This is a genomic window from Bradyrhizobium sp. RDM12, assembly GCF_051917485.1.
In the GTDB taxonomy this organism is placed as follows: Bacteria; Pseudomonadota; Alphaproteobacteria; order Rhizobiales; family Xanthobacteraceae; genus Bradyrhizobium.
Window position 1 is genome coordinate 49593 of record NZ_CM133064.1, and the last position, 22494, is coordinate 72086.

General features: G+C 64.9%; 17 protein-coding genes and 3 pseudogenes. 10 read left to right on the forward strand and 10 right to left on the reverse strand.

Annotation, left to right across the window (positions count from 1 at the left end):
- Positions 1–7: 7 nt before the first annotated feature.
- Both ACTGJ9_RS00255 and ACTGJ9_RS00260 read left to right on the forward strand, forming a co-directional pair.
- Positions 8–1113: pseudogene (locus ACTGJ9_RS00255) on the forward strand (tetratricopeptide repeat protein).
- A 119-nt stretch (positions 1114–1232) separates the two neighbouring features.
- Positions 1233–2023: pseudogene (locus tag ACTGJ9_RS00260) on the forward strand (inositol monophosphatase family protein).
- Here the strand turns inward: ACTGJ9_RS00260 and ACTGJ9_RS00265 are convergent.
- The 6 genes and pseudogenes from ACTGJ9_RS00265 to ACTGJ9_RS00290 all read right to left on the reverse strand — a co-directional run.
- The gene (locus tag ACTGJ9_RS00265) at positions 1998–3176 is read right to left on the reverse strand and encodes an AAA family ATPase (protein ID WP_456675447.1); all 1179 of its coding nucleotides are present in this window, start codon (positions 3174–3176) and stop codon (positions 1998–2000) included. The pseudogene ACTGJ9_RS00260 and the gene ACTGJ9_RS00265 sit on opposite strands and share 26 nt — an antisense overlap.
- A 304-nt stretch (positions 3177–3480) precedes the next feature.
- Positions 3481–6636 (reverse strand): multidrug efflux RND transporter permease subunit, encoded by a 3156-nt coding sequence (locus ACTGJ9_RS00270; protein WP_456675448.1) that lies wholly within the window; start codon positions 6634–6636, stop codon positions 3481–3483.
- A gap of 163 nt (positions 6637–6799) precedes the next feature.
- Positions 6800–7993 (reverse strand): efflux RND transporter periplasmic adaptor subunit, encoded by a 1194-nt coding sequence (locus ACTGJ9_RS00275; protein ID WP_456675449.1) that lies wholly within the window; start codon positions 7991–7993, stop codon positions 6800–6802.
- A 283-nt stretch (positions 7994–8276) separates the two neighbouring features.
- Entirely contained in the window at positions 8277–8495 is a 219-nt protein-coding gene (locus tag ACTGJ9_RS00280; RefSeq protein ID WP_456678405.1) for a hypothetical protein, read from the reverse strand.
- 308 nt (positions 8496–8803) lie between these two features.
- Entirely contained in the window at positions 8804–9832 is a 1029-nt protein-coding gene (locus ACTGJ9_RS00285; RefSeq protein ID WP_456675450.1) for an SAM-dependent methyltransferase, read from the reverse strand.
- Positions 9829–10029, reverse strand: a pseudogene (locus ACTGJ9_RS00290) (DUF1295 domain-containing protein); the annotation flags it as partial. The pseudogene ACTGJ9_RS00290 and the gene ACTGJ9_RS00285, both read right to left, overlap by 4 nt.
- 215 nt (positions 10030–10244) lie before the next feature.
- On the opposite strand from ACTGJ9_RS00290, the gene ACTGJ9_RS00295 reads away from it, so the two are divergent.
- From ACTGJ9_RS00295 to ACTGJ9_RS00315, 5 genes are all read left to right on the forward strand, one after another.
- Positions 10245–11267: a flagellar motor protein MotA gene (locus ACTGJ9_RS00295; protein WP_456675451.1), complete on the forward strand. Its 1023-nt coding sequence runs from the start codon at positions 10245–10247 to the stop codon at positions 11265–11267.
- Between the two features lie 23 nt (positions 11268–11290).
- A complete protein-coding gene (locus tag ACTGJ9_RS00300; protein ID WP_456675452.1) occupies positions 11291–12319 on the forward strand; it encodes a peptidoglycan -binding protein in 1029 nt (342 codons plus the stop codon).
- Positions 12319–12765: a GNAT family N-acetyltransferase gene (locus tag ACTGJ9_RS00305; RefSeq protein ID WP_456675453.1), complete on the forward strand. Its 447-nt coding sequence runs from the start codon at positions 12319–12321 to the stop codon at positions 12763–12765. Before ACTGJ9_RS00300 ends, ACTGJ9_RS00305 begins: the two co-directional genes overlap by 1 nt.
- 73 nt (positions 12766–12838) lie before the next feature.
- The gene (locus ACTGJ9_RS00310) at positions 12839–13108 is read left to right on the forward strand and encodes a hypothetical protein (protein ID WP_456675454.1); all 270 of its coding nucleotides are present in this window, start codon (positions 12839–12841) and stop codon (positions 13106–13108) included.
- Positions 13109–13316: 208 nt separating this feature from the next.
- Positions 13317–14588 (forward strand): Nramp family divalent metal transporter, encoded by a 1272-nt coding sequence (locus ACTGJ9_RS00315; RefSeq protein WP_456675455.1) that lies wholly within the window; start codon positions 13317–13319, stop codon positions 14586–14588.
- Between the two features lie 69 nt (positions 14589–14657).
- On the opposite strand, the gene ACTGJ9_RS00320 is transcribed toward ACTGJ9_RS00315, so the two are convergent.
- Complete coding sequence (locus tag ACTGJ9_RS00320) at positions 14658–16484, reverse strand: ABC transporter ATP-binding protein/permease (RefSeq protein ID WP_456675456.1); 1827 nt, start codon at positions 16482–16484, stop codon at positions 14658–14660.
- A 201-nt stretch (positions 16485–16685) separates the two neighbouring features.
- On the opposite strand from ACTGJ9_RS00320, the gene rpmE reads away from it, so the two are divergent.
- Positions 16686–16913 (forward strand): 50S ribosomal protein L31, encoded by a 228-nt coding sequence (gene rpmE / locus ACTGJ9_RS00325; RefSeq protein ID WP_007599895.1) that lies wholly within the window; start codon positions 16686–16688, stop codon positions 16911–16913.
- Positions 16914–17037: 124 nt separating this feature from the next.
- Here the strand turns inward: rpmE and rcdA are convergent, their stop codons facing one another.
- The 3 genes from rcdA to ACTGJ9_RS00340 all read right to left on the reverse strand — a co-directional run bounded on the left by rcdA (position 17038) and on the right by ACTGJ9_RS00340 (position 18276).
- Positions 17038–17547, reverse strand: a complete 510-nt coding sequence (gene rcdA, locus ACTGJ9_RS00330; protein ID WP_456675457.1) for a protease adaptor protein RcdA — start codon at positions 17545–17547, stop codon at positions 17038–17040.
- A 63-nt stretch (positions 17548–17610) separates the two neighbouring features.
- Entirely contained in the window at positions 17611–17979 is a 369-nt protein-coding gene (locus tag ACTGJ9_RS00335) for a hypothetical protein (RefSeq protein ID WP_456675458.1), read from the reverse strand.
- Positions 17980–18084: 105 nt separating this feature from the next.
- Positions 18085–18276 carry a DUF1192 domain-containing protein gene (locus tag ACTGJ9_RS00340; RefSeq protein ID WP_456675459.1) on the reverse strand — a complete coding sequence of 64 codons (192 nt, stop codon included), beginning with the start codon at positions 18274–18276 and terminating at the stop codon, positions 18085–18087.
- Positions 18277–18388: 112 nt separating this feature from the next.
- Between ACTGJ9_RS00340 and ACTGJ9_RS00345 the strand changes: the two genes are divergently transcribed.
- On the forward strand, positions 18389–19423 hold the full coding sequence (locus ACTGJ9_RS00345; protein ID WP_456675460.1) for an NAD(P)H-quinone oxidoreductase: 1035 nt from the start codon (positions 18389–18391) through the stop codon (positions 19421–19423).
- Between the two features lie 104 nt (positions 19424–19527).
- Positions 19528–22404: an EAL domain-containing protein gene (locus ACTGJ9_RS00350; RefSeq protein WP_456675461.1), complete on the forward strand. Its 2877-nt coding sequence runs from the start codon at positions 19528–19530 to the stop codon at positions 22402–22404.
- Positions 22405–22494: the final 90 nt, after the last annotated feature.

Consider the following 22494-nt stretch of genomic DNA (forward strand, 5'->3'; position numbering starts at 1 on the left):
GCCCGCCATGACGCTCCCGCGCATCACGCTTCTCACCACGTTGCTGCTGGCGGCGCCTGCGGCCGCGCAGCTCCAGATCACGCCGCCGGGCACGATCCCGAGCCCTGCGCCCGAAAAGCAGAAGCCCAAGGAGACGGCAAAGGAAACGGCCAAGGAAAAGCCAAGGTCGCGCCGCACACGATCACCAGGAAGAAGGAGGCCGCACCGGCGCCGAAACCGTCGGCCTCGCCGAGCCCGACGCTACCGCCAACCGTGATCCCCGCGCCGGCGACCGACAATTCCAACGTCGACCTGGTGTTCGGCGCCTATCAGCGCGGCCAGTACAAGACCGCTTTCGACCTCGCCAGCGCGCGCGCCAAGACCGGCGATGCCAAGGCCATGACCATGCTGGGCGAGCTCTATTCCAACGCCATGGGCATCAGGCGCGACTACGCCAAGGCGATCGAATGGTACAAGCGCGCCTCCGATGCCGGCGACCGCGAGGCGATGTTCGCGCTCGCCATGCTGCGCATCGCCGGCCGGGGCGGCCCCGTCGACAAGGGCGAGGCGGTCAAGCTGATGGCCTCCGCCGCCAAGCTCGGCGAGCCCAAGGCGGCCTACAACCTCGCCCTGCTTTATCTCGATGGCCAGACCCTGCCGCAGGACGTCAAGCGAGCCGCCGAGCTGTTGCGCCAGGCGGCAGATGCCGGGCTGCCCGAGGCGCAATACGCACTCGCGACGTTCTACAAGGAAGGCACCGGCGTGCCGAAGGACCCCGAACGGTCGGTGCGGCTGCTGCAGGCAGCGTCACTCGCCGACAATGTCGATGCCGAGGTTGAATATGCCATCGCCATGTTCAACGGCACCGGCACGCCGAAGAACCAGCCCGCGGCCGTGGCATTGCTGCGCAAGGCCTCCCGCCAGGGCAGCGCGATCGCGCAGAACCGCCTCGCCTGGGTCCTGATCAACGGCATGGGCACGTCCGTGGACAAGATCGAAGGATTCAAATGGCATCTGGTGGCCAAAACCTCCGGCAAGGGCGATCCGGAGCTCGACAAGCAACTGGCCGATCTGCCTGCCGACGACCGCGCCAAGGCGGAAGCCGCCGCCAAAAAATGGCTCGGGAACAAATGACCTGACGCCAAATGCCCTGCAATGACCTGAATGACTTGACGTTTGGTCCCTCGCGGGGCACCCAATCCCCTCAAATGGCGCCGTTCCGCGCCTCCTCCCCCCGATCAAGACCAGAGCTCATGCTGTATTCCGCTACTATCAACGTCATGGTCAAAGCCGCGCGCCGCGCCGGCCGCAGCCTCAAGCGCGATCTCGGCGAGATCGAGCATTTGCAAGTCTCGCTGAAGGGGCCGGCCAACTTCGTCTCGCTCGCCGACAAGCGCGCCGAAGAAATCCTCTACCAGGACCTCGCCAAGGCGCGGCCGGGTTACGGCTTCATCGGCGAGGAAGGCGGCACGCGGGAGGGCTCCGACAAGAGCCACACCTGGATCGTCGACCCACTCGACGGCACCACCAACTTCCTGCACGGCATCCCGCAATTCGCGATCTCGATCGGCCTCGTGCGCGAGGGCACCGTCATCGCCGGCGTGATCTACAACCCCGCCAATGACGAGCTCTACATCGCCGAGCGCGGCAAGGGCGTCTTCCTCAACGACCAGCGGCTGCGCGTGGCCGGCCGGCGCCAACTCAACGAATGCGTGGTGGCCTGCGGCCTGCCCCATCTCGGCCGCGGCGACCACGAGGAATTCCGCCGCGAAATGACCGCGATCCAGGACCGCGTCGCCGGCCTGCGCCGCTTCGGCGCCGCCTCCCTCGACCTCGCCTTCGTCGCCGCCGGCCGCCTCGACGGCTACTGGGAGCGCAACCTGCAATCCTGGGACATCGCCGCCGGCATGCTGATGGTGCGCGAGGCGGGCGGGACGGTGTCGGGCGTTCAGGGCAGCGACGATCCCTGCAGACCGGCAATGTGGTGTGCGGAAACGAGTTCGTGCACGGCGAGTTGATCAACATATTGAAGCGGACGGGCTAGCGGCACGACGGCTCGACCTGCAACGACTAGAATCGTCCTCGTCGGATTCCTCGTCCCGATATTCACCGACAATGGTCAGACCCTCGATGGTCGTGGCGCCTTTCGGCTTGATCACCCGGCGAGGCGGCACCGAACTCTCGCTTCGCAATGCCTCCATCAGCTGTTCCGAATGGGTGACAATCCAGATGTCGGCGCGGCGTGATGCCTTGGCGATCAGCCGGGCCAATGGCGCCAGCAGCGACGGATGCAGACTGGTCTCGGGTTCGTTTAGCGCGATGAACGGCGGCAGCCGATAGCCCATGAATACTGCGAGCAGGCAGATGTATTTCAGCGTCCCATCGGACAATTCGTGAGCCTTGAACGGCCGCGGCATATCCGACAGCTGCAGATCAAATTCACACCGACCATTTTCTTCCCATGCGCGGAGCTCAGCGCCGGGGAACGCATCCTGAATCGCGTCCTGCAAGTCAGTGGCATCTTCCCGAATGGAATAGAGCGTCGCCAGGGCGGCAGCCAAATCGGTTCCATCGGCACTGAGCGAGGGCGTCGTGATCGCCAGACATGGCTTTCGTATCGGTGACGCCGGATCGGTGCGAAAGTCATGATAGAATCGCCAGCCCAGCATCGCGTTTCTGATCAGGTCGATTTCGGGACATTCCTTGCCATCGGAAAAAGCCGCAAGCGCCGTCTCTGACGGCAGCACCGCATCCTTGTGGCTATTCCAGGCGCCGCTCTCGCCGCGGACGCTGACGAGTGAATTCGTCCGCTCCAACAGCTGAACCTTACGTTTGCCCTGTGTCGTCTCGATACTTTCAGCCTTGATCATTGGCTCGCCGGAAAATGCCGCCTCAACCGGGCTGGGATATCCGAGCTCAATAGAATATCGGAGACTGTCGAATTTGGCGGACAAACGCAGTCGCCCATCTTCGCCTCGCTTGCGAAGGCCGGACCAGCAGACCGAATTTAATCCGCCCTCTTCTGCGATCGTGCGCGTAATTCGACCTGTCGCCGCGTCGCGCAACAGCGACAAGGACTTGTAGAGATTGGATTTGCCAACACCATTCTCACCCACAAACACGGACAAGGGGTGGATGGGTATCGAGAGCTGCCGAATGGAGCGATAGTTGGAGATCGCAACGTCGGTCGGACGCATCACATGCTCTCAATCGGCGGGTTGGCTGTGCATTCCCGCCGCTGTGCGAATACAAGCTATTTCAATTCAGAGATGTAGTCTGGATTGACTAACCCGAGAAAGCAAGCCGACCGATCCGGCGTTCAGTGGCCTGCCCTCGCCGGCGCGGGAGAATGTGCTGAGCAGTCTGGGCCGGAGACGACTGCTGCACACTCGACTGTCATCATCCGCGAAGGCGGATGATCCAGTATTCCACAGGCGTCTGTTGGATACGGAAAGGCCGCGGCGTACTGGATGCCCGCTTTCGCGCGCACGACAGTGTGCCCTATGGCTTCACCGGCGCCGGCGGCCCATACGCCTCGCTTCCCTTCGCTGCTTTCGGCTCCCGATCCCCGCCCAGCACGCGCTGCACCGAGACGAAGAACACCGGCACCATCAGCAGCGCCAGGATCACCACCGCGATCATGCCGCCCATCACGACGGTGCCGAGGGATTGCTGGCTGGCGCCGCCGGCGCCGTGGGCGATCGCCATCGGCAGCACGCCGCAGATAAAGGCGAGACCGGTCATCAGGATCGGGCGAAAACGGAGACGACAGGCCTCGATGGTGGCTTCCACCAGCGGCTTGCCTTCTTTCCGCAGGTCCTTGGCGAACTCGATGATCAGGATGGCATCCTTGGCCGCGAGCCCGATGATGGTGATCAGGCCGACCGTGAAATAGACATCGTTGGGCAGACCGCGCAGCATGGCCGCAACCACCGCACCGACGATGCCGAGCGGCACGGTGAGCAGCACCGCAAGCGGGATGGTCCAGCTCTCATAGAGTGCCGCGAGACACAGGAACACCACGAACACGGACAGCGCAAGCAGGAACGGCGCCTGCGAGCCCGAGAGCTTTTCCTGGAGCGACTGTCCGGTCCATTCATAGCCGAAGCCACGCGGCAATTTTCCGGCGAGCTTCTCCATCTCGGCGATCGCGTCGCCGGACGTGAAGCCGGGTTTCGCCTCACCCGAGATGCGCAGCGCGGGATAGTAGTTGAAGCCCGCAATCTGCGTCGGACCGCGCGACCATTCGACCGTCGCGAAGGACGAGAACGGCACGAGCTGGCCGTGGGAGTTCTTGACGTTGTAGTTGAGGATGTCCTCGGTCCTCATGCGATCGCGGCTATCGGCCTGCACGACGACGCGCTGCATGCGGCCGCGGTTCGGGAAATCGTTGATGTAGTTCGAGCCGAGATTGGTCGAGATCGTGTTGTTGATGTCCTCGAAGGTGACGCCGAAGGCGCCGGCCTTCTCGCGGTCGATCACGAGATTGACCACGCCGGCCTCGGGCAGGCCCTCGACATAGACCTTCTGCAATACAGAACTCGCGTTGGCGTCCGCGATCAGCTGGTCGGCGGCGCGCATCAGGGCCGGATAGCCCTTCTGGCCGCGGTCCTGAAGACGGAACGAGAAGCCCGAGGAGTTGCCGAGATTGTCGATCGGCGGCGGCTGCAGCGCAGAGATCTTGGCGTCGCGGATCGACGATGACAGATCGCGGTTGATGTCGTTGACGATCGCGGCCGCGGACTCCTTCGGCCCGCGCTCCGACCAGTCCTTCAGGGTAATGAAGGCCTGCGCGGTGTTCATACCCTGGCCGGAGAAGCTGAAGCCGGTGAGGAAGGTGACGTTGTCGACACCCGGCCGCTGCGCCAGGTACTTTTCGACCTTCTCGATCACGGCCTCGGTGCGGCCATAGGACGAGTCGGACGGCGTCTGCACGTCGGTGGTCACAAAGCCCTGGTCGTCGACCGGAAGGAAGCCGCCCGGAAGATTGACGAAGGCCCAGGACAGGCCGGCGAGCAGCGCGACATAGACCAGCATCAGGCGGCCGGTGCGCTTCAGCGAGAAGACGACGGTGCGCGAATAGCCCTCCTTGCTGCCTTCGAGCATGCGGTTGAACCAGCCGAACACGCCCTTCTTCGCATGGCCGTGACCGGCCGCGACGGGCTTGAGCAGGGTCGCGCACAGCGCCGGCGTCAGCGACAGCGCGAGGAAGGCGGAGAAGCCGATCGCGGCCACCATGGTCACCGAGAACTGGCGGTAGATAATGCCGACCGAGCCCGGGAAGAACGCCATCGGCACGAACACGGCCATCAGCACCAGCGTGATGCCGATGATGGCACCCGAGATCTGCGACATCGCTTTCCGCGTCGCCTCCTTCGGCGGCAGGCCCTCCTCGGTCATGATGCGTTCGACATTCTCGACCACGACGATGGCGTCGTCGACGAGGATGCCGACCGCGAGCACCATGCCGAACATCGAGAGCATGTTGATGGAGTAGTCGGCGAGCAGCAGCGTGGTACAGGCACCCAGCAGCGCCACCGGCACCACGATGGTCGGAATGATGGTGTAGCGGATGTTCTGCAGGAACAGGAACATCACGACGAACACCAGCACCACGGCTTCGAGCAGCGTCGTCAGCACCTTCTTGATCGAGGCCTCGACCACCGGCGTGATGTTGTAGGGGATCTCATAGGAGATGTTCGCCGGGAAGAAGCGTGATAGCTCCTTCATCTTCTCCTCGACTGCGCTTGCAGTCGCCAGCGCATTGCCGGTCGGCGACATCAGCACGGACAGACCGGCCGTCGGCTTGCCGTTCAGGCGGGTGTTGAACTGGTAGCTGAGGCCGCCGACCTCGACGCGCGAGACGTCGCGCAAGCGCACGGTCGAGCCGTCGGCATTGGCACGCAGGATGATGGCGCCAAACTCGTCCGGCGATGACAACTGGCCCTTGACCAGGACCAGCGCAGAGGTGCGCTGGCTGCCCGTCGACGGCTCCGCGCCGATGCTGCCCGAGGCGACCTGCGCGTTCTGCGCGGCGATTGCCTTGTTGACGTCGTCGGCCGTGAGCCCGTAGCCGACCAGCTTGGCCGGATCGACCCACACGCGAAGACTGCGTTCCGTCGAATAGAGCGTGGCGCGGCCGACGCCGGGAATGCGGCGGATTTCGCCGAGCACGTTGCGGATCATGAAGTCGCCCAGCCCAACCTCGTCGAGGCTGCCGTCGGTCGAGTTCAGCGTGATGATCTGCAGCACCGCACTGGAGGCTTCCTCGATCAGGATGCCCTGCTGGATCACCGCGCGCGGCAGCCGTGCCTCGACGCGCTTGATGCGGTTCTGCACCTCGACGGACGCGGCGCTGGTATCGGTGCCCGGCTGGAAGTTGGCGATGATCTCGACCTGGCCGAGCGAATCGCTGGTCGATTCGAAATTGAGAATGCCGGAGGCGCCGTTGAGCTCCTCCTCGATCAGGCGGGTGACGCTGTTGTAGAGATTTTCGGGCGACGCACCGGGATAGCTCGTCGAGATCGAGATCGAGGGCGGCGCGATGATCGGATATTGCGCGATCGGCAGCAGCGGGACCGAGATCGCGCCGATCAGACAGATGAACAGCGCGACGACCCAGGCGAAGATCGGCCTGTCGATGAAGAAGCTCGCCATTTGCCGCTTTACCCTTGTTGTTTCATGACTCCCTCGTGGTGAGGAGCGCGGAACGCGCGTCTCGAACCATGAAGGCCCGACTCTCTCCCGCGGCCATCCTCCGAGACGCCCGCTTCCAGCGGGCTCCTCGGGATGAGGGACAAAGCCGTGTAATGCTTGAGCGTTACCGCGTGAGCTTCTGGGCGTGGCGGTTGTCCGCGCTCGCCTCGGCCTCGGTCCAGGATTGCGGCCTGACCTTGTCGCCGGCGGCGAACTTCTGGAAGCCCTCGACCACGACCTTGTCGCCGGCCTTGAGGCCGTCGGTGACGAACCAGATGCCGTCCTGCACCGAGCCGGTGCGGACCGGCTGCACCGCGATGCGGTTGTCGTCCTTGACGACGAACACTTCGCTGCCGCCGCCGCCGTTGCGCTGGACCGCCTGCTGCGGCACCGCGATCGCGTCGGAATCCAGGCCCTGGTCGATACGGACGCGGACATACATGCCCGGCAGCAGTTCGCGCCTGGGATTGCGGAACTCGCCGCGCAGCGTCACCTGGCCGGTGTGGGCATCGACCTTGGCGTCGGAGAACAGAAGCTTGCCGTCGAGCGCATAGAGCGTGTTGTCGTCGAGCACGAGGCGCACCTTGACGGCATCGGCCTCGATGCGATCGAGATCGCCGCTCTCGAAAGCGCGACGCAGCTGATTGAGCTCCGTCACCGACTGGGTGAAGTCGGCATAGATCGGGTCGAGCTGCTGCACCGTGGCGAGATTGGTCTCGTTCTGCACGGCGAGCGCACCCTCGCTGACCAGCGCCGCGCCGACCACACCGTCGATCGGCGCGCGCACGGTGGCATAATCGAGATTGAGCTTTGCCCGCGCGAGGTCGGCCTTGCGGCCCTCGACCTCGGCCCGGGCCTGGCGCTCGGCGGCGATGGTCTTCTCGTTCTCGGCTTCCGGCGCGGCGCGCTGGCTGGTCAGCGTCGCGATGCGGCGCGCCTGCTGCTGCGCCTGCATCAGGGCGGCGTCGGCCTTGGCGAGTGCGGCCTCGTTGGCCATCACCTCGACCTCGAACGGACGCGGATCGATGCGGTAGAGCGCATCGCCCGCCTTCACCTCGCTGCCCTGGCGAAACAGCCGCTCGACCACGATGCCTGACACGCGCGGACGGACCTCGGCGACGCGCGTCGGCGATATCCGTCCCGGCAGCTCGCGCACGACCGCGCGCGGTTGCGGCTTGACGGTGACGATGCTGACATCGGGTTCGATGGGTTGGGCAGCGGAGACGGCGGACGAGGATTCATCGCAAGCGCCGAGCAGCGGCGCAAAGGCCGCGAGCATCATTGCAACGCATGCCGATCGCGCTCGAAGTCCTGACATGAAGTGGGGTGCCCCAAAATTGTTGAAACTGATCATCGCGCAGACTGTGCGCGACGATGCGGTCAAAATAGAAGGGACTTGGTGCGATGCAAACGCGTTTGCGGGCGGCTCATTGCCACACACGCTATCGCCCTGACTTCAGGCTGCTTTTCCGGACTCACCAGATTGTGAGTCCGGTTCCATCAGCGCGCGCTGCGACAGAACATCGCGGGATCGAGCGCACGGCGCCAGACCCCGCGCCGGCGATGACGCCGTTCGTGGGGCCTGCAGAACGGTAGCGAACTCATCGCTTGGCAGGCGGACCACTCTTGTTGCCGGGCAATCCCTTGACGTTCGCCGGATCCTGCTCCTGCACCGATTGATTTTGAGATGCCGAGCCAACCGTGCCGGTACCAGCCGGCGGCCCGTTCTTGTTGCCGGGCGCGCCCGCAATTCCTGCCCCGGAGTTCTGCGCACTGGTTGCCGCGCTGCCGGACTCGGCACGAGCAGGGCCACCCGGGATTTGTGCGGCCGACCCGGGCTTGTCCTGTTCAGAGACGTAACCCGAAGCACCGGAGTTTTGAGTCTTGATGCCTTTGTCGGCTTCATTCTGGAGATTGTGCGATGGCGAGGCCTGCTGCGCCATCGCCGGTGCCGTAAAGCCGGCCACCAAAGCAATTGCTGCGAGTGCGAGTTGTCGCATGATGTTTCCTCCTCAGGAACGTTCGCCGATAACCGCCGAGGAGCCCGACGTTTCCGATCACCGCCGGAATTCTTTTGCAAGCAGGCGCCGCTGCTTCCCGCTCGGCGCACAATCGATCCGTACCCGCCCTAACCTGCCGTCTTCATCCGGTAGTGGCTCACGCCCCATTCGGTTCCGTCGGCGTAGCCGAACAGGCCGGCGGTGGCGAGGAAGAACCAGCGCCAGCGCCGCATCCACAACGCGGTGTCCTCGCCATAGACGTTCCGCAATGAAACTTCGATGGAGTCACGATGCGCGTCGAAATTGGCGAGCCAGTCGAGCGAGGTGCGCTGATAATGCGTGCCGCTCCAGCGCCATTCCTTCTCGATGGCGAAGATATCGTCATACTGCCTGACGAGTTGATGGCTCGGCATTACGCCACCGGTGAAGAAATGCTGCGCGATCCAGTCCTCGCGATTGGCGCGGTCGAACTGGTAGGAAGCGGCGCGATGGGTGAAGATGTGCAAGAAGAAGCGCCCCTCCGGCGCAAGCCAAGCGCGCACGCGGGTCATCAGCTTGCGCCAATTCATCATATGCTCGAACATTTCGACCGAGACGATGCGATCGAACCGGCCCTCCGGCGCGAACACGTTCATGTCGGCGGCGACGACGCGCAAATTGCGCAGACCGCGGCTCCGCGCCATCTCCTCGATATACGCGCGCTGCGACTGCGAGTTCGATGCCGCGGTCACCTTGGCATGCGGAAACTGCCGCGCGATCCACAGCGACAGCGAACCCCAGCCGCAGCCGAGTTCGAGGACGGTCTGCCCGTCGGCGATCCCCGCATGCTCGACGGTCTGACGCAGCGCTTCCTCCTCGGCCTCCCGCAAGGTCGTCGCATCGGTCTTGTAGAAGCAGGAGGAGTATTTGCGGTTCGGGCCCAGCACCTGCGCGAAGAAGCTTTGCGGCACTTCGTCATGCTGGCTGTTGGCCGTGTCGCTGTGCTCGGCGATCGGCCTTATCATCATGCGTCCGGCGAAAGCGGCATCGTCGGCTGCGCTATGCGCGGCGAGGCGCGTTGCGGTGCGCGAGCACAGCCGCTGGATCGCGGCGCGAACCACGAGGTCCGGCAGCGGCACGCGTTCGGCAGTCCCGATGATCGCGGAGACGACGCTCATGCGGCCCTTCCCTCTCTGGGTGGCAGGGGAAAGAACATGCTCGTTCGGGATTGATAGGCGCGATAGCGCTCGCCGCGCGGTCGCAGCATCCGCGCTTCCAAAGGCGGGATGCCGGTGACATGGACCAGGATCCAAGGCATGAAGATTGGCGTGAGCAGGCTGGCCCGGCCCCACGGATAGACCGCCGAGAGCGTGATGGCCGCCGGTCCACCGGGAAACATCGCCATGCAAAAATCCGACCTAAACCTGTGGAATACTGAAGTTTTGCAAAATACTTCTGTATCAAAGCCGGGTTTCAGCTTTGGGTTCCCCGAGCCCCCTTCCCGAAATCCGCACATCCGGCGCTTTTTTTGGGCGAGCGCTGTGCCATAGTGCGGATGCAAGCAAGCTTTCGTAACGGATGATACCGGCCATGCCGTCTGGCGCCTCGCCCCGCTCCTCCCTCGATATTGAGTACACAAAACTGTCCTCGCCCAGTGTCTTCCTGGTGCGGATGCTGGTTTTTCTGGTGCTGTGCGCGCTGGTCGGCGTGGTGCTCTACAAGCAGATCATCCAGGCCTTCTTCGCCAATCCCGGGCTGAACGCCCTGATCGGGGCCGTGCTGTTCATCGGCATCGTGCTGGCCTTCCGGCAGGTGATCCGGCTCTATCCCGAGGTGTCCTGGGTCAACAATTTCCGCATCGCCGACCCCGGCCTGGCGCCGGCCCGGCACCCCAAACTGCTGGCGCCGATGGCGATGATCCTGGGCGGCGAGCGCACCGGGCGGATGTCGATCACCCAGACCACGATGCGGCATCTGCTCGATTCGATCGCGACCCGCCTGGACGAGGCCCGCGACATCTCCCGCTACATGACCGGCCTGCTGGTCTTCCTCGGCCTGCTCGGCACTTTCTGGGGCCTGATCGAGACGGTCGGCTCGGTCGGCAAGGTGATCGACGGCCTCAAGGTCGGTGGCGACGCGGGCGCGCTGTTCGACACGCTGAAGGAGGGCCTCGCCGCCCCGCTCGGCGGCATGGGCATCTCGTTCTCGAGCTCCCTGTTCGGCCTCGCCGGGTCGCTGATCCTCGGCTTCCTCGACCTGCAATCGAGCCAGGCGCAGAACCGCTTCTACACCGACCTCGAAGACTGGCTCGCCACCACCGTGCGCGAGTACGGCAGCAGCGAGGTCGCCGCCGTCGCCAGCAGCGGCGGCGGGGTTGCCAGCGGCGAGCTCCAGGCGGCCGTCGAGCGGCTGCGATCCGTGCTCGAGGAGGGCAGCGCCAGCCGCACCACCACCGCGTCGATGGCGAGCCTCGCCGAAGCGATCCAGGCGCTGGTCTCGCACATGCGCACCGAGCAGCAGATGATCCGCGAATGGGCCGACGGCCAGGGCGAGCAGAACCGCGAGATCCGCCGCCTGCTGGAGCGCATCGCGCGCCAGCCCGAGAAGAGTTAGCAATCAGCATTTGAGAGGCGAGCATGGCTCTAGCCCGCGGCCGCCGCAGCGAAGGCGCCTTCAACTACTGGCCCGGATTCGTCGACGCATTGTCGACGCTGGTGCTATCGATCGTGTTTCTGCTCTCGGTCTTCCTGGTCGTGCAGTTCTTCCTGTCGCAGGAGGTCACCGGCAAGGACAAGGCGCTGGAGCAGCTCAACGCCAAGATCGCCCAGCTCAACGAGCTGCTGTCGCTGGAGAAGCTCGGCAAGCTCTCGCTCGACGACCAGGTCTCGCAGCTGAAGGCGGGCCTCGCCTCGGCAGAATCCGAGCGCGACCGGATGAAGGGCCTCTATGAGGGCCTCGCCAATGCCGGCAACGACGCGCAGGGCAAGACCGCCGAGCTCGGCAAGGCGCTCGATTCCGAGAAGGCGGTGTCGGCGCGGGCGCTGGCGCAGATCGAGGTGCTGAACCAGCAGATCAGCGCGCTGCGGCGGCAATTGGCCGCCCTCGAGGAGGCACTCGACGCCAGCGAGAAGCGCGACAAGGAATCGCAGAACCGCATCGCCGATCTCGGTTCTCGCCTGAATGTCGCCTTGGCGCAGCGCGTGCAGGAATTGTCGCGCTACCGCTCCGAATTCTTCGGGCGCCTGCGCGCCATTCTCGGCAACCGTCCCGACATTCGCGTGGTCGGCGACCGCTTCGTGTTTCAGTCCGAAGTGTTCTTCGACACCGGACAGGCAACGCTGCTGCCCGAGGGCCGCGCCGAGCTCGACACGGTCGCGGCCGCGCTGATCGATCTCGACAAGAAGATCCCGAGCGAGATCCCCTGGGTTCTCCGCGTCGACGGCCACACCGATCTGCGGCCGGTGAGCGGCGCGAACTTCAAGTCGAACTGGGACCTGTCGGCAGCGCGCGCGATCTCGGTGGTGCAATATCTGATCTCGCTCGGCGTACCCGCCCAGCGCCTGGTCGCCGCGGGCTTCGGCGAATTCCAGCCGCTCGACACCGCCAACACCGAGGACGCCTACAAGCGCAACCGCCGCATCGAGCTGAAGCTGACGGAGCGGTAGTGAGCGCGCTCCACCTCCGCCCCTACCTGGCCGCCGACGAAGCGGCGACGATCGCGCTGTGGCATCGCACCTGGCAGCAGACCTATCCCCAGATCGATTTTGCCGCGCGGGTGGACTGGTGGCGCGAGCGCTGGCGCAACGAGCTGGTGCCGAACGCCGCGATCGTGGTTGCCGAACAGGACGGCGCGCTGACCGGCTTCGTCACCATCGACCTGGCAGGCTATCTCGACCAGCTCGTGGTCGACCCTGATCATTGGGGCTCGGACGCGGCACGGCTGCTGGTCGACGAAGCCAAGCGCCTGTCACCATCGGGCGTCACGCTGCTCGTCAACAAGGACAACAGCCGCGCCATCCGCTTCTACGAGCGCAACGGCTTTGCCCATGCCGGCGAGGATGTGAACCCGACATCGGGACGGCCGGTGCTGAAGATGGCGTGGCGGCCGTGACAGCAGTCACGGAGCAGCCCGACGCCGACGCGGTTTGCTCGTGTCGCAACCCGCAAGCAGATGGAGAGGATCGATGCGGCTGAGCGATCTGGCCAAGGGCTCTTCGGTCTTTCTGGCCGTCATGCTCGCCGGCTATGTCTCGACGATCTATGTCGACCAGCGCCTCGCGCCGCCGCCCAAGACGGCGAGTGAGCCGGCCAGTGAGACAGCGCCGGCGAGCAGCCCTGCTCCGTCAGGCAGCCCGGCTCCGCCCAGCGGCGGGTCGGCCTGTATCGGTGAAGGCGGCAGCTGGAAGAATTGGCCGTGGCCGAACGTGCCGATGGGCTCGCCAAAGTGCCCGTGAGCGCAGCCGCCTCGACCAAACCACGAAAACAACCCCATGCACAGTAGCCGATGATAGCGGAATCAAGGGCTTACGCGGGCAACATCGGCTTGGCTCAGGCGAGTGTCGGGCAATCCCGTTGATCCAAATCGTGAGACCTGTGCTTCCAGGAACGATGTTCGCAACGCGCGCTTGAGGGAGTGTTCCTGCAAGCAGCGCACGGCGATAGATGTCCAGCGAGGACGACGGAAAGAAACAGGGTCTGGGAAAGGCAATCGGACTGGGCGTCATCACAGGCGCGGCCGACGACGATCCTTCCGCAATAGGAACATACGCCAGCGCCGGGGCGCAGTTCGGGCTACAGATTCTCTGGATCGCGCCCGTCGTCCTGCCGATGATGTTTACCGTCGTCTACCTGTCCTCGAAGCTTGGACAGGTCTCCGGCCGCGGCCTGTTCCACGTCATTCGCGACTTCTACCCGCGCTGGCTGCTCTGGGCCGTGCTGGTGGGCGTGATGATCGGCAACACCATCGAGGCGGCTGCAGATCTCGGCGGCATGGCGGCCGCGCTGGGCATCTTCATTCCGCTGCCAATTCCCTGGATCGTAACGCTGGTTGCCCTGGTGCTGCTGGCGCTGCAAATGCTGGGATCTTATGCGACGATCCGCTCGATCTTCCGCTGGCTTGCTCTGGCGCTGCTCGCCTATGTCGTGGCCGCCTTGCTCGCCAAGCCGGATCCCGCCGAGGTCCTGAGCGGGACATTGCTTCCCGCTGTGCACTTTGATCGCGAATTCCTTTCCATTGTCGTGGCGATCATCGGCACCTCGCTGTCCGCCTACATCTACACCTGGGAATCCAACCAGCAGGTCGAGGAGAAGATCGAAGACGGCAAGACCCGGCTTTCCCAGCGCATCGGCGCCTCCAATGCCGAGCTCGCACGCAGCCGGCGCGACGTGCTCCTGGGCATGCTGTTCTCCAACGCCGTGATGTATTTCATCATCATGTCGACCGGAGCCACGCTCCACGTCCACGGCCAGACCAACATCGAGACCGCGGCGCAGGCGGCGGAAGCGTTGCGTCCTCTTGCCGGCGCGGGTGCGAGCGTGCTGTTCACGGCCGGCATCATTGGTGTCGGGTTTCTCGCGGTGCCCGTGATGACGGCCGGTGCGGCCTACGACCTGGCGCAGGCGTTCGGCTGGAAGGCGAGCCTTCACGCCCGTCCCGTTGAAGCACCGGCGTTCTATTGGGCCATTGCCGGGCTCACGGCAGTTGCCGTCGTCCTGAACTTCCTTGGCTTCAATCCGATGCGAGCCCTGGTCTGGTCGGGAATCGTCCAGGGATTTTCAACGCCCCCACTGCTGTTGCTGATCATGCTCATGACCAACAGCCGCAAGATCATGGGCGACAAGGTGAACTCCCGCTGGATGAATGCGCTCGGCTGGGTCACCACGGCAGCGGTATTCTCGGCGAGCGCCGGGCTCGTGGCGACGTGGTTCCTTTGAGGACGAACCTCTTCGTCCTGTTGCGGGGCGCGGCGGCAACAGCGCTGACGCCGCCGGAGCAGCCACGCCTCACGCTCCCTCGAACTGCAACCTCGCCAGCCTGGCATAGAGCCCGTTCTTAGCGACCAGCTCGGCATGCGTGCCCTGCTCGACGATCTTGCCCTGGTCCATCACCAGGATGCGGTCGCAGGACAGCACGGTGGCGAGGCGGTGTGCGATCACCAGCGTGGTGCGGTGGCTCATCAGCTCCTCGAGCGCGGTCTGCACCAGCGTCTCGCTTTCGGCGTCGAGTGCGGAGGTGGCTTCATCGAGCAGCAAGAGCGGTGCATCGCGCAGGATGGCGCGCGCGATCGCGATGCGCTGGCGCTGGCCGCCGGAGAGCGTCACGCCCCGCTCGCCAAGCGGGGTGTCGAAACCCTCGGGCAGGCGGCGGATGAACTCGGTGGCATGCGCGAGCTCGGCGGCGCGCTCGACCTCGGCATCACTCGCATCGGGCCGGCCGAAGCGGATGTTGTCGCGGGCGCTCGCGGCAAACACGTTGGATTCCTGCGGCACCAGCGCGATGCGCGCGCGGAAGTCGCGCGGATCGGCAGCCTTCACCGGGACGCCGTCGAGCGAGATCGCGCCGCCCCGCGGGTCGTAGAAGCGCAGCAGCAGATGGAAGATCGTGCTCTTGCCGGCGCCGGACGGGCCGACGATCGCAACCTTCTCGCCGGGCCGCACCGCAAACGACACCGCGTCGAGCACGTTGACATCGGGCCGCGCCGGATAGGAGAAGCTGACGTGATCGAAGCCGACCTCGCCGCGTCCCGGCACCGGCAGCGCGCGCGGCGACGCCGGCGCCCTGATGTCGGGCTGCACGTGCAAGATCTCGAACAGGCGTTCGGCCGCGCCCGATGCAGCCGACACCTCGCCCCAGACCTCGCTGAGCTGGCCGAGGCCCGCAGCCGCGAACGCCGCATAGAGCACGAACTGGCCGAGCCGGCCCGGCGTGATCGCGCCGGTCAGCACGTCATGCGAGCCGATCCAGAGGATCCCGACCACGCTTGCGAACACGATGAAGATGACGATGGCGGTGAGAACCGCGCGGGCTTGCGTGGAGGTGCGTGCCGCCTCGTAGGCCTGCTCGACCTCGCCGCCAAAACGCTTCGCCGCCAGCCCTTCGCTGGTATAGGCCTGCACGGTGCGGATCGCGCCGACCAGCTCGCCCGCATAGGCGGACGCATCGGCCAGCGTGTCCTGCGCATTGCGCGACAGCCGCCGCACCCAGCGTCCGAAGGCGACCAGCGGCAGCACGATCAGGGGAATCGCAAGCAGCACGAAGCCGGACAGACGCGGGCTGGTGATCACCATCATCGCCGCCGCGCCAAAGAACATCATCAGATTGCGCAGCGCGATCGACACCGAGGCGCCGACTGCGGATTTGATCTGCGTCGTGTCGGCGGTGAGCCGCGACACCAATTCGCCGCTGCGCGCGGAATCGAAAAACGCCGGCGAGAGCGAGAGCAGATGGGCAAACACGTCGCGCCTGAGATCGGCGACGATGCGCTCGCCGATCGTCATCACGAGGTAGTAGCGCGCAGCGCTTGCGAGCGCGAGCACGGCGACCACCGCGATCATCACCGAGAAGTAGCTGTTGATCAGCGCGATGCCTTCCGGGGTCAGGCCGAAATCGATCATCCTGCGGACCGCGACCGGCACCAGCAGCGTGGTCAGAGCCGCGACCGTCAGCGCGACAAAGGCGAGCGCCGCCCGGCCGCGATAGCGGGCCACGTAAGGCGCGAGCGCCATCAGCGGCCGCAGCCGGGCGCGGCCCTTCGCGGGCTGCTCGATCAGCTCGACTTCGATCGACGGGACTTCTGCCGGCCCGGTTTCAAGCCGTTCTACTGCGCTCATGAGATCCGACCAAAAGAGATAAGTCTGCTCCAGATAGGCCGGGGGCACCGGTCGTGGCAAATCCGGGATGTCCCTTAGGGGACCGCCCGGTTCTGCTGTCGCCACAATGGCTTGTTTTAAGGGGGGCTGTGGGGTATAGACCCGCCAAATCCGTCATTCGATAGCCACTCAAGCAAGGCGCCGGGCGCCCCAGGAATTGCCATGAAAGCCGAGATTCATCCGAATTATCATACGATTAAGGTCGTGATGACCGACGGAACCGAGTACCTGACCCGCTCCACCTGGGGCAAGGAAGGCGACACGCTGAACCTCGACATCGACCCGAAGTCGCACCCGGCCTGGACCGGCGGCAACGCCCAGCTGATGGATCGTGGCGGCCGTGTCTCGCGCTTCCAGAAGAAGTTTTCGGGCTTCCTCAAAAAGGATTGATCCTGGCCGCAACGCTGGAGACGAAAAACGCCCCCGCAAAGCCGGGGGCGTTTTTGTTTTGGGGTCTTGTCATTGCGAGTTGGGACCGGCTTGAGGAGCCGACGCGCAATGACGGGAGGGGACCTTACCGCTCGAACGCGGCCTTCAGCGCGTTGAGGTGCGGCACCAGCGGATTGCCGATCGAGGGGTGATCGACCGGCGGGGTGTGGATGGTGGTGTCGAGACGGCGCACGCGGGTCTGCAGGCTCATCGAGCGATGGATCAGCTCCTGGAGCTGCGACGGCAGCTTCTCGATCGTGTCGGAGGGGCCGGGATCGGCGGCGGAGAGCTTGACCTTGGTCTTCTCGCGGTTGGCCTGGCCCAGCGTCATCTCGCCTTCCTTCACCGCGCGATGCAGCAACAGCCACGAGGCGAGCTGCATCAGGCGCGTGGTGAGACGCATGCTCTCCGTCGCATAGGTGAGACTGACGGCGCGATCGAGCGCCTTGGCCTCGGCACGGCCGGCGCCGTCGAGATAGGCGGCGGTCTCTTCGACGAGATCCATGCCTTCGCGGAACAGGGCGCCGAACGCCGCAGAATTGGTGAACCGCTCGCTGAGTTGAACGAGAGCGCCGTCGGCTTGCAAACGTTCCATGGTTAACGCCCCTTACGCAACTGTTTACCCGTCCGGCTTTGGCGCCGGCTTATGATGAACAAATCATTGCGCGCCGGGATCGCGGAGTCCAGCGACAAGAGCGGATATGGTTTCCGCGGGTCTTTCCTCGAGATTCAACCAGAACGAGACGCAAAAAAGAGCCGCCGGAAAACCGGCGGCTTTGAAAGTTGATAACAGGGAGGCGTCAAACAGAGTGGACAGGAGCCACTCGGTGTCCAAACGAGGACAGTTCCAGTCATAAACTCGAAAGCTTAATGTGGAGTAAACGAACGATTTTTTTGAGGGTTCGTTAGCCATGTCGGTCAGTGGCCGAGCGGGTTGCGAAACAATCTCTCCACCGTCGCCCCCGGCCAAGGCCGAAGGCAAATCCTCATGGTGAGGAGCGCGCTCTTCGCGCGCGTCGCGAACCATGCAGCGCCCCGCTCTCGCCCGCGGCCATCCTTCGAGACGACCGCTTCGCGGTCCCTCGGGATGGGGATTGTGTGAGTGGCCAGCTTTAATCCAGCGTCGATTGGCCTACGACTTGAAGACGCTGTTCGCCGCATCGCGCGAGGCGCGCTTTTTGCTGGCGGCTTCCTCCAGCCGCGCGATCTCGGCCTTCAGCAGGGCAACCCGCTCGGTCAGTTCCTCGACCGACAACAGTGAGAGATCCTGTCCGATCTCGTGGGTGACCTTCTTGCGCGGGCGGTAGTCGTCTTCCATCGGCATCGTCATCCTCCTGCGTGCACGTGGACCAAACAGCCTTGGGCGGTTGCCAGCTTGGGCGGCGCTGGCTAAGCAATGACCTCGTTTCATCCGCACCTTTGCTCAAGGACACATCATGGACAAGCTGCCCGCGCAAATGACCGTGGTCGCCATCTCCAAGCCCGGCGGACCGGAGGTGCTGGTGCCGGAACAACGCACCGTTCCGCAGCCCGGTCCCGACGAGATCCTGGTCAAGGTGCAGGCCGCCGGCGTCAACCGGCCCGACGTGGCGCAGCGCTCCGGCGCCTATCCGCCGCCGCCCGGCGCCAGCGACCTGCCCGGCCTCGAAATCGCGGGCGAAGTGGTTGCCGTCGGCAGCAATGCCAAGCGGCACAAGATCGGCGACAAGGTGATGTCGCTCGTCGCCGGCGGCGGTTACGCGCAATACTGCATCGCGCAGGACGCCCAGGCGATGAGCGTGCCGTCGGCGCTGTCGATGAAGGAAGCCGGCGCGCTGCCGGAAACCCTGATGACGGTCTGGCACAATGTGTTCGAGCGCGGCGGGCTGAAAGCCGGCGAGACGCTGCTGATCCACGGCGGCTCCTCCGGCATCGGCACCATGGCGATCCAGCTTGCGAAAGCGTTCGGCGCAAAAGTGTTCGTCACCGTGGGATCGCAGGACAAGATCGATGCCTGCCTCAAGCTCGGGGCCGACCGCGCCATCAACTACAAGAGCGAAGATTTCGTCGCCGTGGTCAAGGAAGAGACCGACAAGGCCGGCGTCAACCTGATCCTCGACATGGTCGCCGGCGACTATGTCGATCGCAATTATGACGCCGCCGCCGTCGATGGCCGCATCGTGCAGATCGCAACCCTCAACGGCCCCAAGGTCAGCGTCAACATCGCCAAGGTGATGGTGAAGCGGTTAACCCATACCGGCTCGACCCTGCGCCCCCGTAGTCATGCGGACAAGGCGGCGATGGTGGCTGCGATTGAAGCGAAAGTGATGCCGCTTTTGCGCGAAGGCCGGATCAAACCCCTGATGGACAGCTCTTTCCCGCTGGAAAAGGCATCCGACGCACATCGGCGCATGGAGACCTCAGCACATATTGGCAAAATTGTGTTGGAGGTTCAGGCCGCTGGCCCACGCGGCCAGGCGGAAACCCTTTGATTTTCCTCGCTTTCGTGGCATCTATCGCGACGCGCCGAACCATCTCGTTCCGTTCGGAAATCGCCTAGCACTGAAGAGTTTGCGTCGAACGCGGAGAACTCACCTTGCGTCTAATCAGGTGCCTCGCGCCCATCGCGCTGGGCCTCATGATTCTTGTCGCCGCGTCGCCTGCACGCGCGCTGGACGCTGTCAGCGTCCGCGGTGACGCGCCCGCCATCGATCTCACCGGCGTGCTTGAGCATCAGCGCAGCGACGCCGACCGCATCCAGGTCTCGACCGCGCCCGGCACCGACGGCATCGTCCGCCGCATCGAGGTGCGCGCCCGCGAAGGCGGCCAGAACTGGGTGGTGTTCGCGCTCGCCAACAACACCGACGACCAGCTCGACCGTCTGATCGTCGCCCCGCATTACCGCATCGTGTCCTCGGGGCTGTTGTGGCCCGATCTCGGGCTGTCGCGCATCGCGACCATCACGCCCTCGACCGGCGACCGGCCGGAGCGGCAGGAAAGCCCGACCGCAGACGTTTTCCGCATCACGCTCGATCCCGGCGCCGTCATCACCTTCGTCGCCGAGCTGCGCACCGACAAGCTGCCGCAGCTCTATCTGTGGGAGCCGGAAGCCTACAAGGACAAGGTCAACTCGTTCACGCTGTACCAGGGCATCGTGATCGGCATTTCCGGGCTCCTGGCGCTCGTGCTCACGATTCTGTTCGTGGTGAAGGGCAGCATCATGTTCCCGGCGGCCGCGGCGCTGGCCTGGGCAGTGCTCGTGTATATCGGCGTCGACTTCGGCTTCTGGGGCAAGGTGCTCGACATGTCGAACAACGCCGAGCGCATCTGGCGCGCGGCGGGCGAAGCGATCCTGGCGGCGACCTTGCTGGTGTTCCTGTTCGCCTATCTCAATCTCAGTCGATGGCATGTGCGCTATTCCCACATCACGGTGGGCTGGCTCGCCTTCCTCGGTTCGCTGGTCGCGCTCGCGCTGTTCGATCCGGCCGTCGCCTCCGGCATCGCACGCATCTCACTGGTGCTGATCGCCTTCGCCGGTTTCGCGCTGATCGTCTATCTCTCCACCCACGGCTTCGACCGCGCGGTGCTGCTGATCCCGACCTGGTTCCTCCTCGTGGTCTGGGTGGTCGCGGCCGGCATGACGGTCGCGGGTTCCGTCACCAACGACATCGTCGGCCCGGCGCTGCTCGGCGGCCTGGTGCTGATCGTGATGCTGATCGGGTTTACGGTCATGCAGCACGCCTTCGCCGGCGGCGGCGCCACCACCGGCGTCGTCTCCGACATCGAGCGTCGTGCGCTGGCACTCGCCGGTTCCGGTGATCTGATCTGGGACTGGGACGTTTCCGCCGACAAGGTGTTCACCAGCCCGGAGACCGAAGCCCTGCTCGGCCTCAAGCGCGGCACGCTGGAAGGCCCGGCTGCGTCGTGGCTGGAAGTGCTGCATCCGCTCGACCAGGATCGGTTCCGCGCCGCCCTGGACAGCGTGCTCGACCAGCGCCGCGGCCGGCTGGTGCAGGATTTCCGCCTGCGCACCCCGGACGGTCACTTCATGTGGTTCGCGCTGAAGGCGCGCCCGGTGGTCGGCTCCGACGGCGAGGTCTCACGCGTGGTCGGCACGCTCACCGACGTCACCGAGCTGCGCAACGCCGAGGAACGCCTGCTGCACGATTCCGTGCATGACAACCTCACCGGCCTGCCCAACCGCAAGCTGTTCATGGACCGGGTCGGCGCCGTCGCGCATTTCGCCAAGACCATGCCGACGCTGCGGCCGACCCTGATGGTGATCGACCTCGACCGCTTCAAGCAGGTCAACGATTCCGTCGGCATCGCTGTCGGCGATTCCATTCTGCTGACGCTGGCCCGCCGCCTCACCCGCATCCTGAAGCCGCAGGACACGCTAGCGCGGCTCGCCGGCGACCAGTTCGGCCTGATACTGCTCTCGGAGCAGGACCCGGCCCGCATCACCGCGTTCGCCGAGACCATCCGCAAGACCATCCGCGCGCCGATCGCCTTCAACGACCGCGAGATTTTTCTCACGGCCTCGATCGGCCTCGCGCTGTCTGATCCTCAGACACAACTGACGGACGAGATCATCAAGGACGCCGAGCTTGCGATGTATCATTCCAAGCGCATCGGCGGCGACCGCATCGACGTCTACAAGCCCGCCATGCGCGCGCGAAAGACCGACCGGCTGACCCTGGAGAGCGAACTGCGCCGCGCCATCGAGCGGCAGGAGTTGACGATCCTCTATCAGCCGATCGTCCGGCTGGAGGACCGTTCGGTTGCCGGCTTCGAGGCGCTGGTGCGCTGGGATCATCCGAAGCTCGGTCGCATGGCGCCGTCGGAATTCATCACGATCGCGGAAGAGACCGGCCTGATCGTCGATCTCGGCATGTTCGTGCTCGACCAGACCGCAAAGCAGCTCTCGATCTGGCAGCGCGCGATGCGCTCGCGCGAGCCGATCTTCGCATCCGTCAACGTCTCTTCGCGGCAGCTTTTGCGCCACGACCTCATCCACGACATCCGCACCGTGCTGTCGCGGTCCTCGGTGGCGCGCGGCACGCTGAAGCTGGAGTTGACGGAATCGCTGGTGATGGAGAATCCGGAGCACGCAGCGCAAATGCTGACGCGGATCCGCGAGCTCGGAACCGGATTATCGCTCGACGATTTCGGCACGGGCCATTCGTCGCTCGCCTATCTCCAGCGCTTCCCGTTCGACACCATCAAGATCGACCAGTCCTTCGTCCGCACCACCAACCGCGGCACACGGCCGGTGATCCTGAAGTCGATCATCGCGCTCGCGCATGATCTCGGCATGGACGTGGTGGCGGAAGGCGCCGAAACCGATTCCGACGCGGTCGAGCTGTATCAATTGGGCTGCGAATACGCCCAGGGCTTCGCCTTCGGCGAACCGATGGACGCGGACGCGGCGATGCGGCTGCTGACCGAAGTGCGGCTGGAAGCGGCGAGTTGATCGCAACATGCACGCGGCCTTCCCTTCTCCCCTTGTGGAAGAAGCTGGCGCGAAGCACCGGATGAGGGGTATGTCTCCGCGAGTTCAACG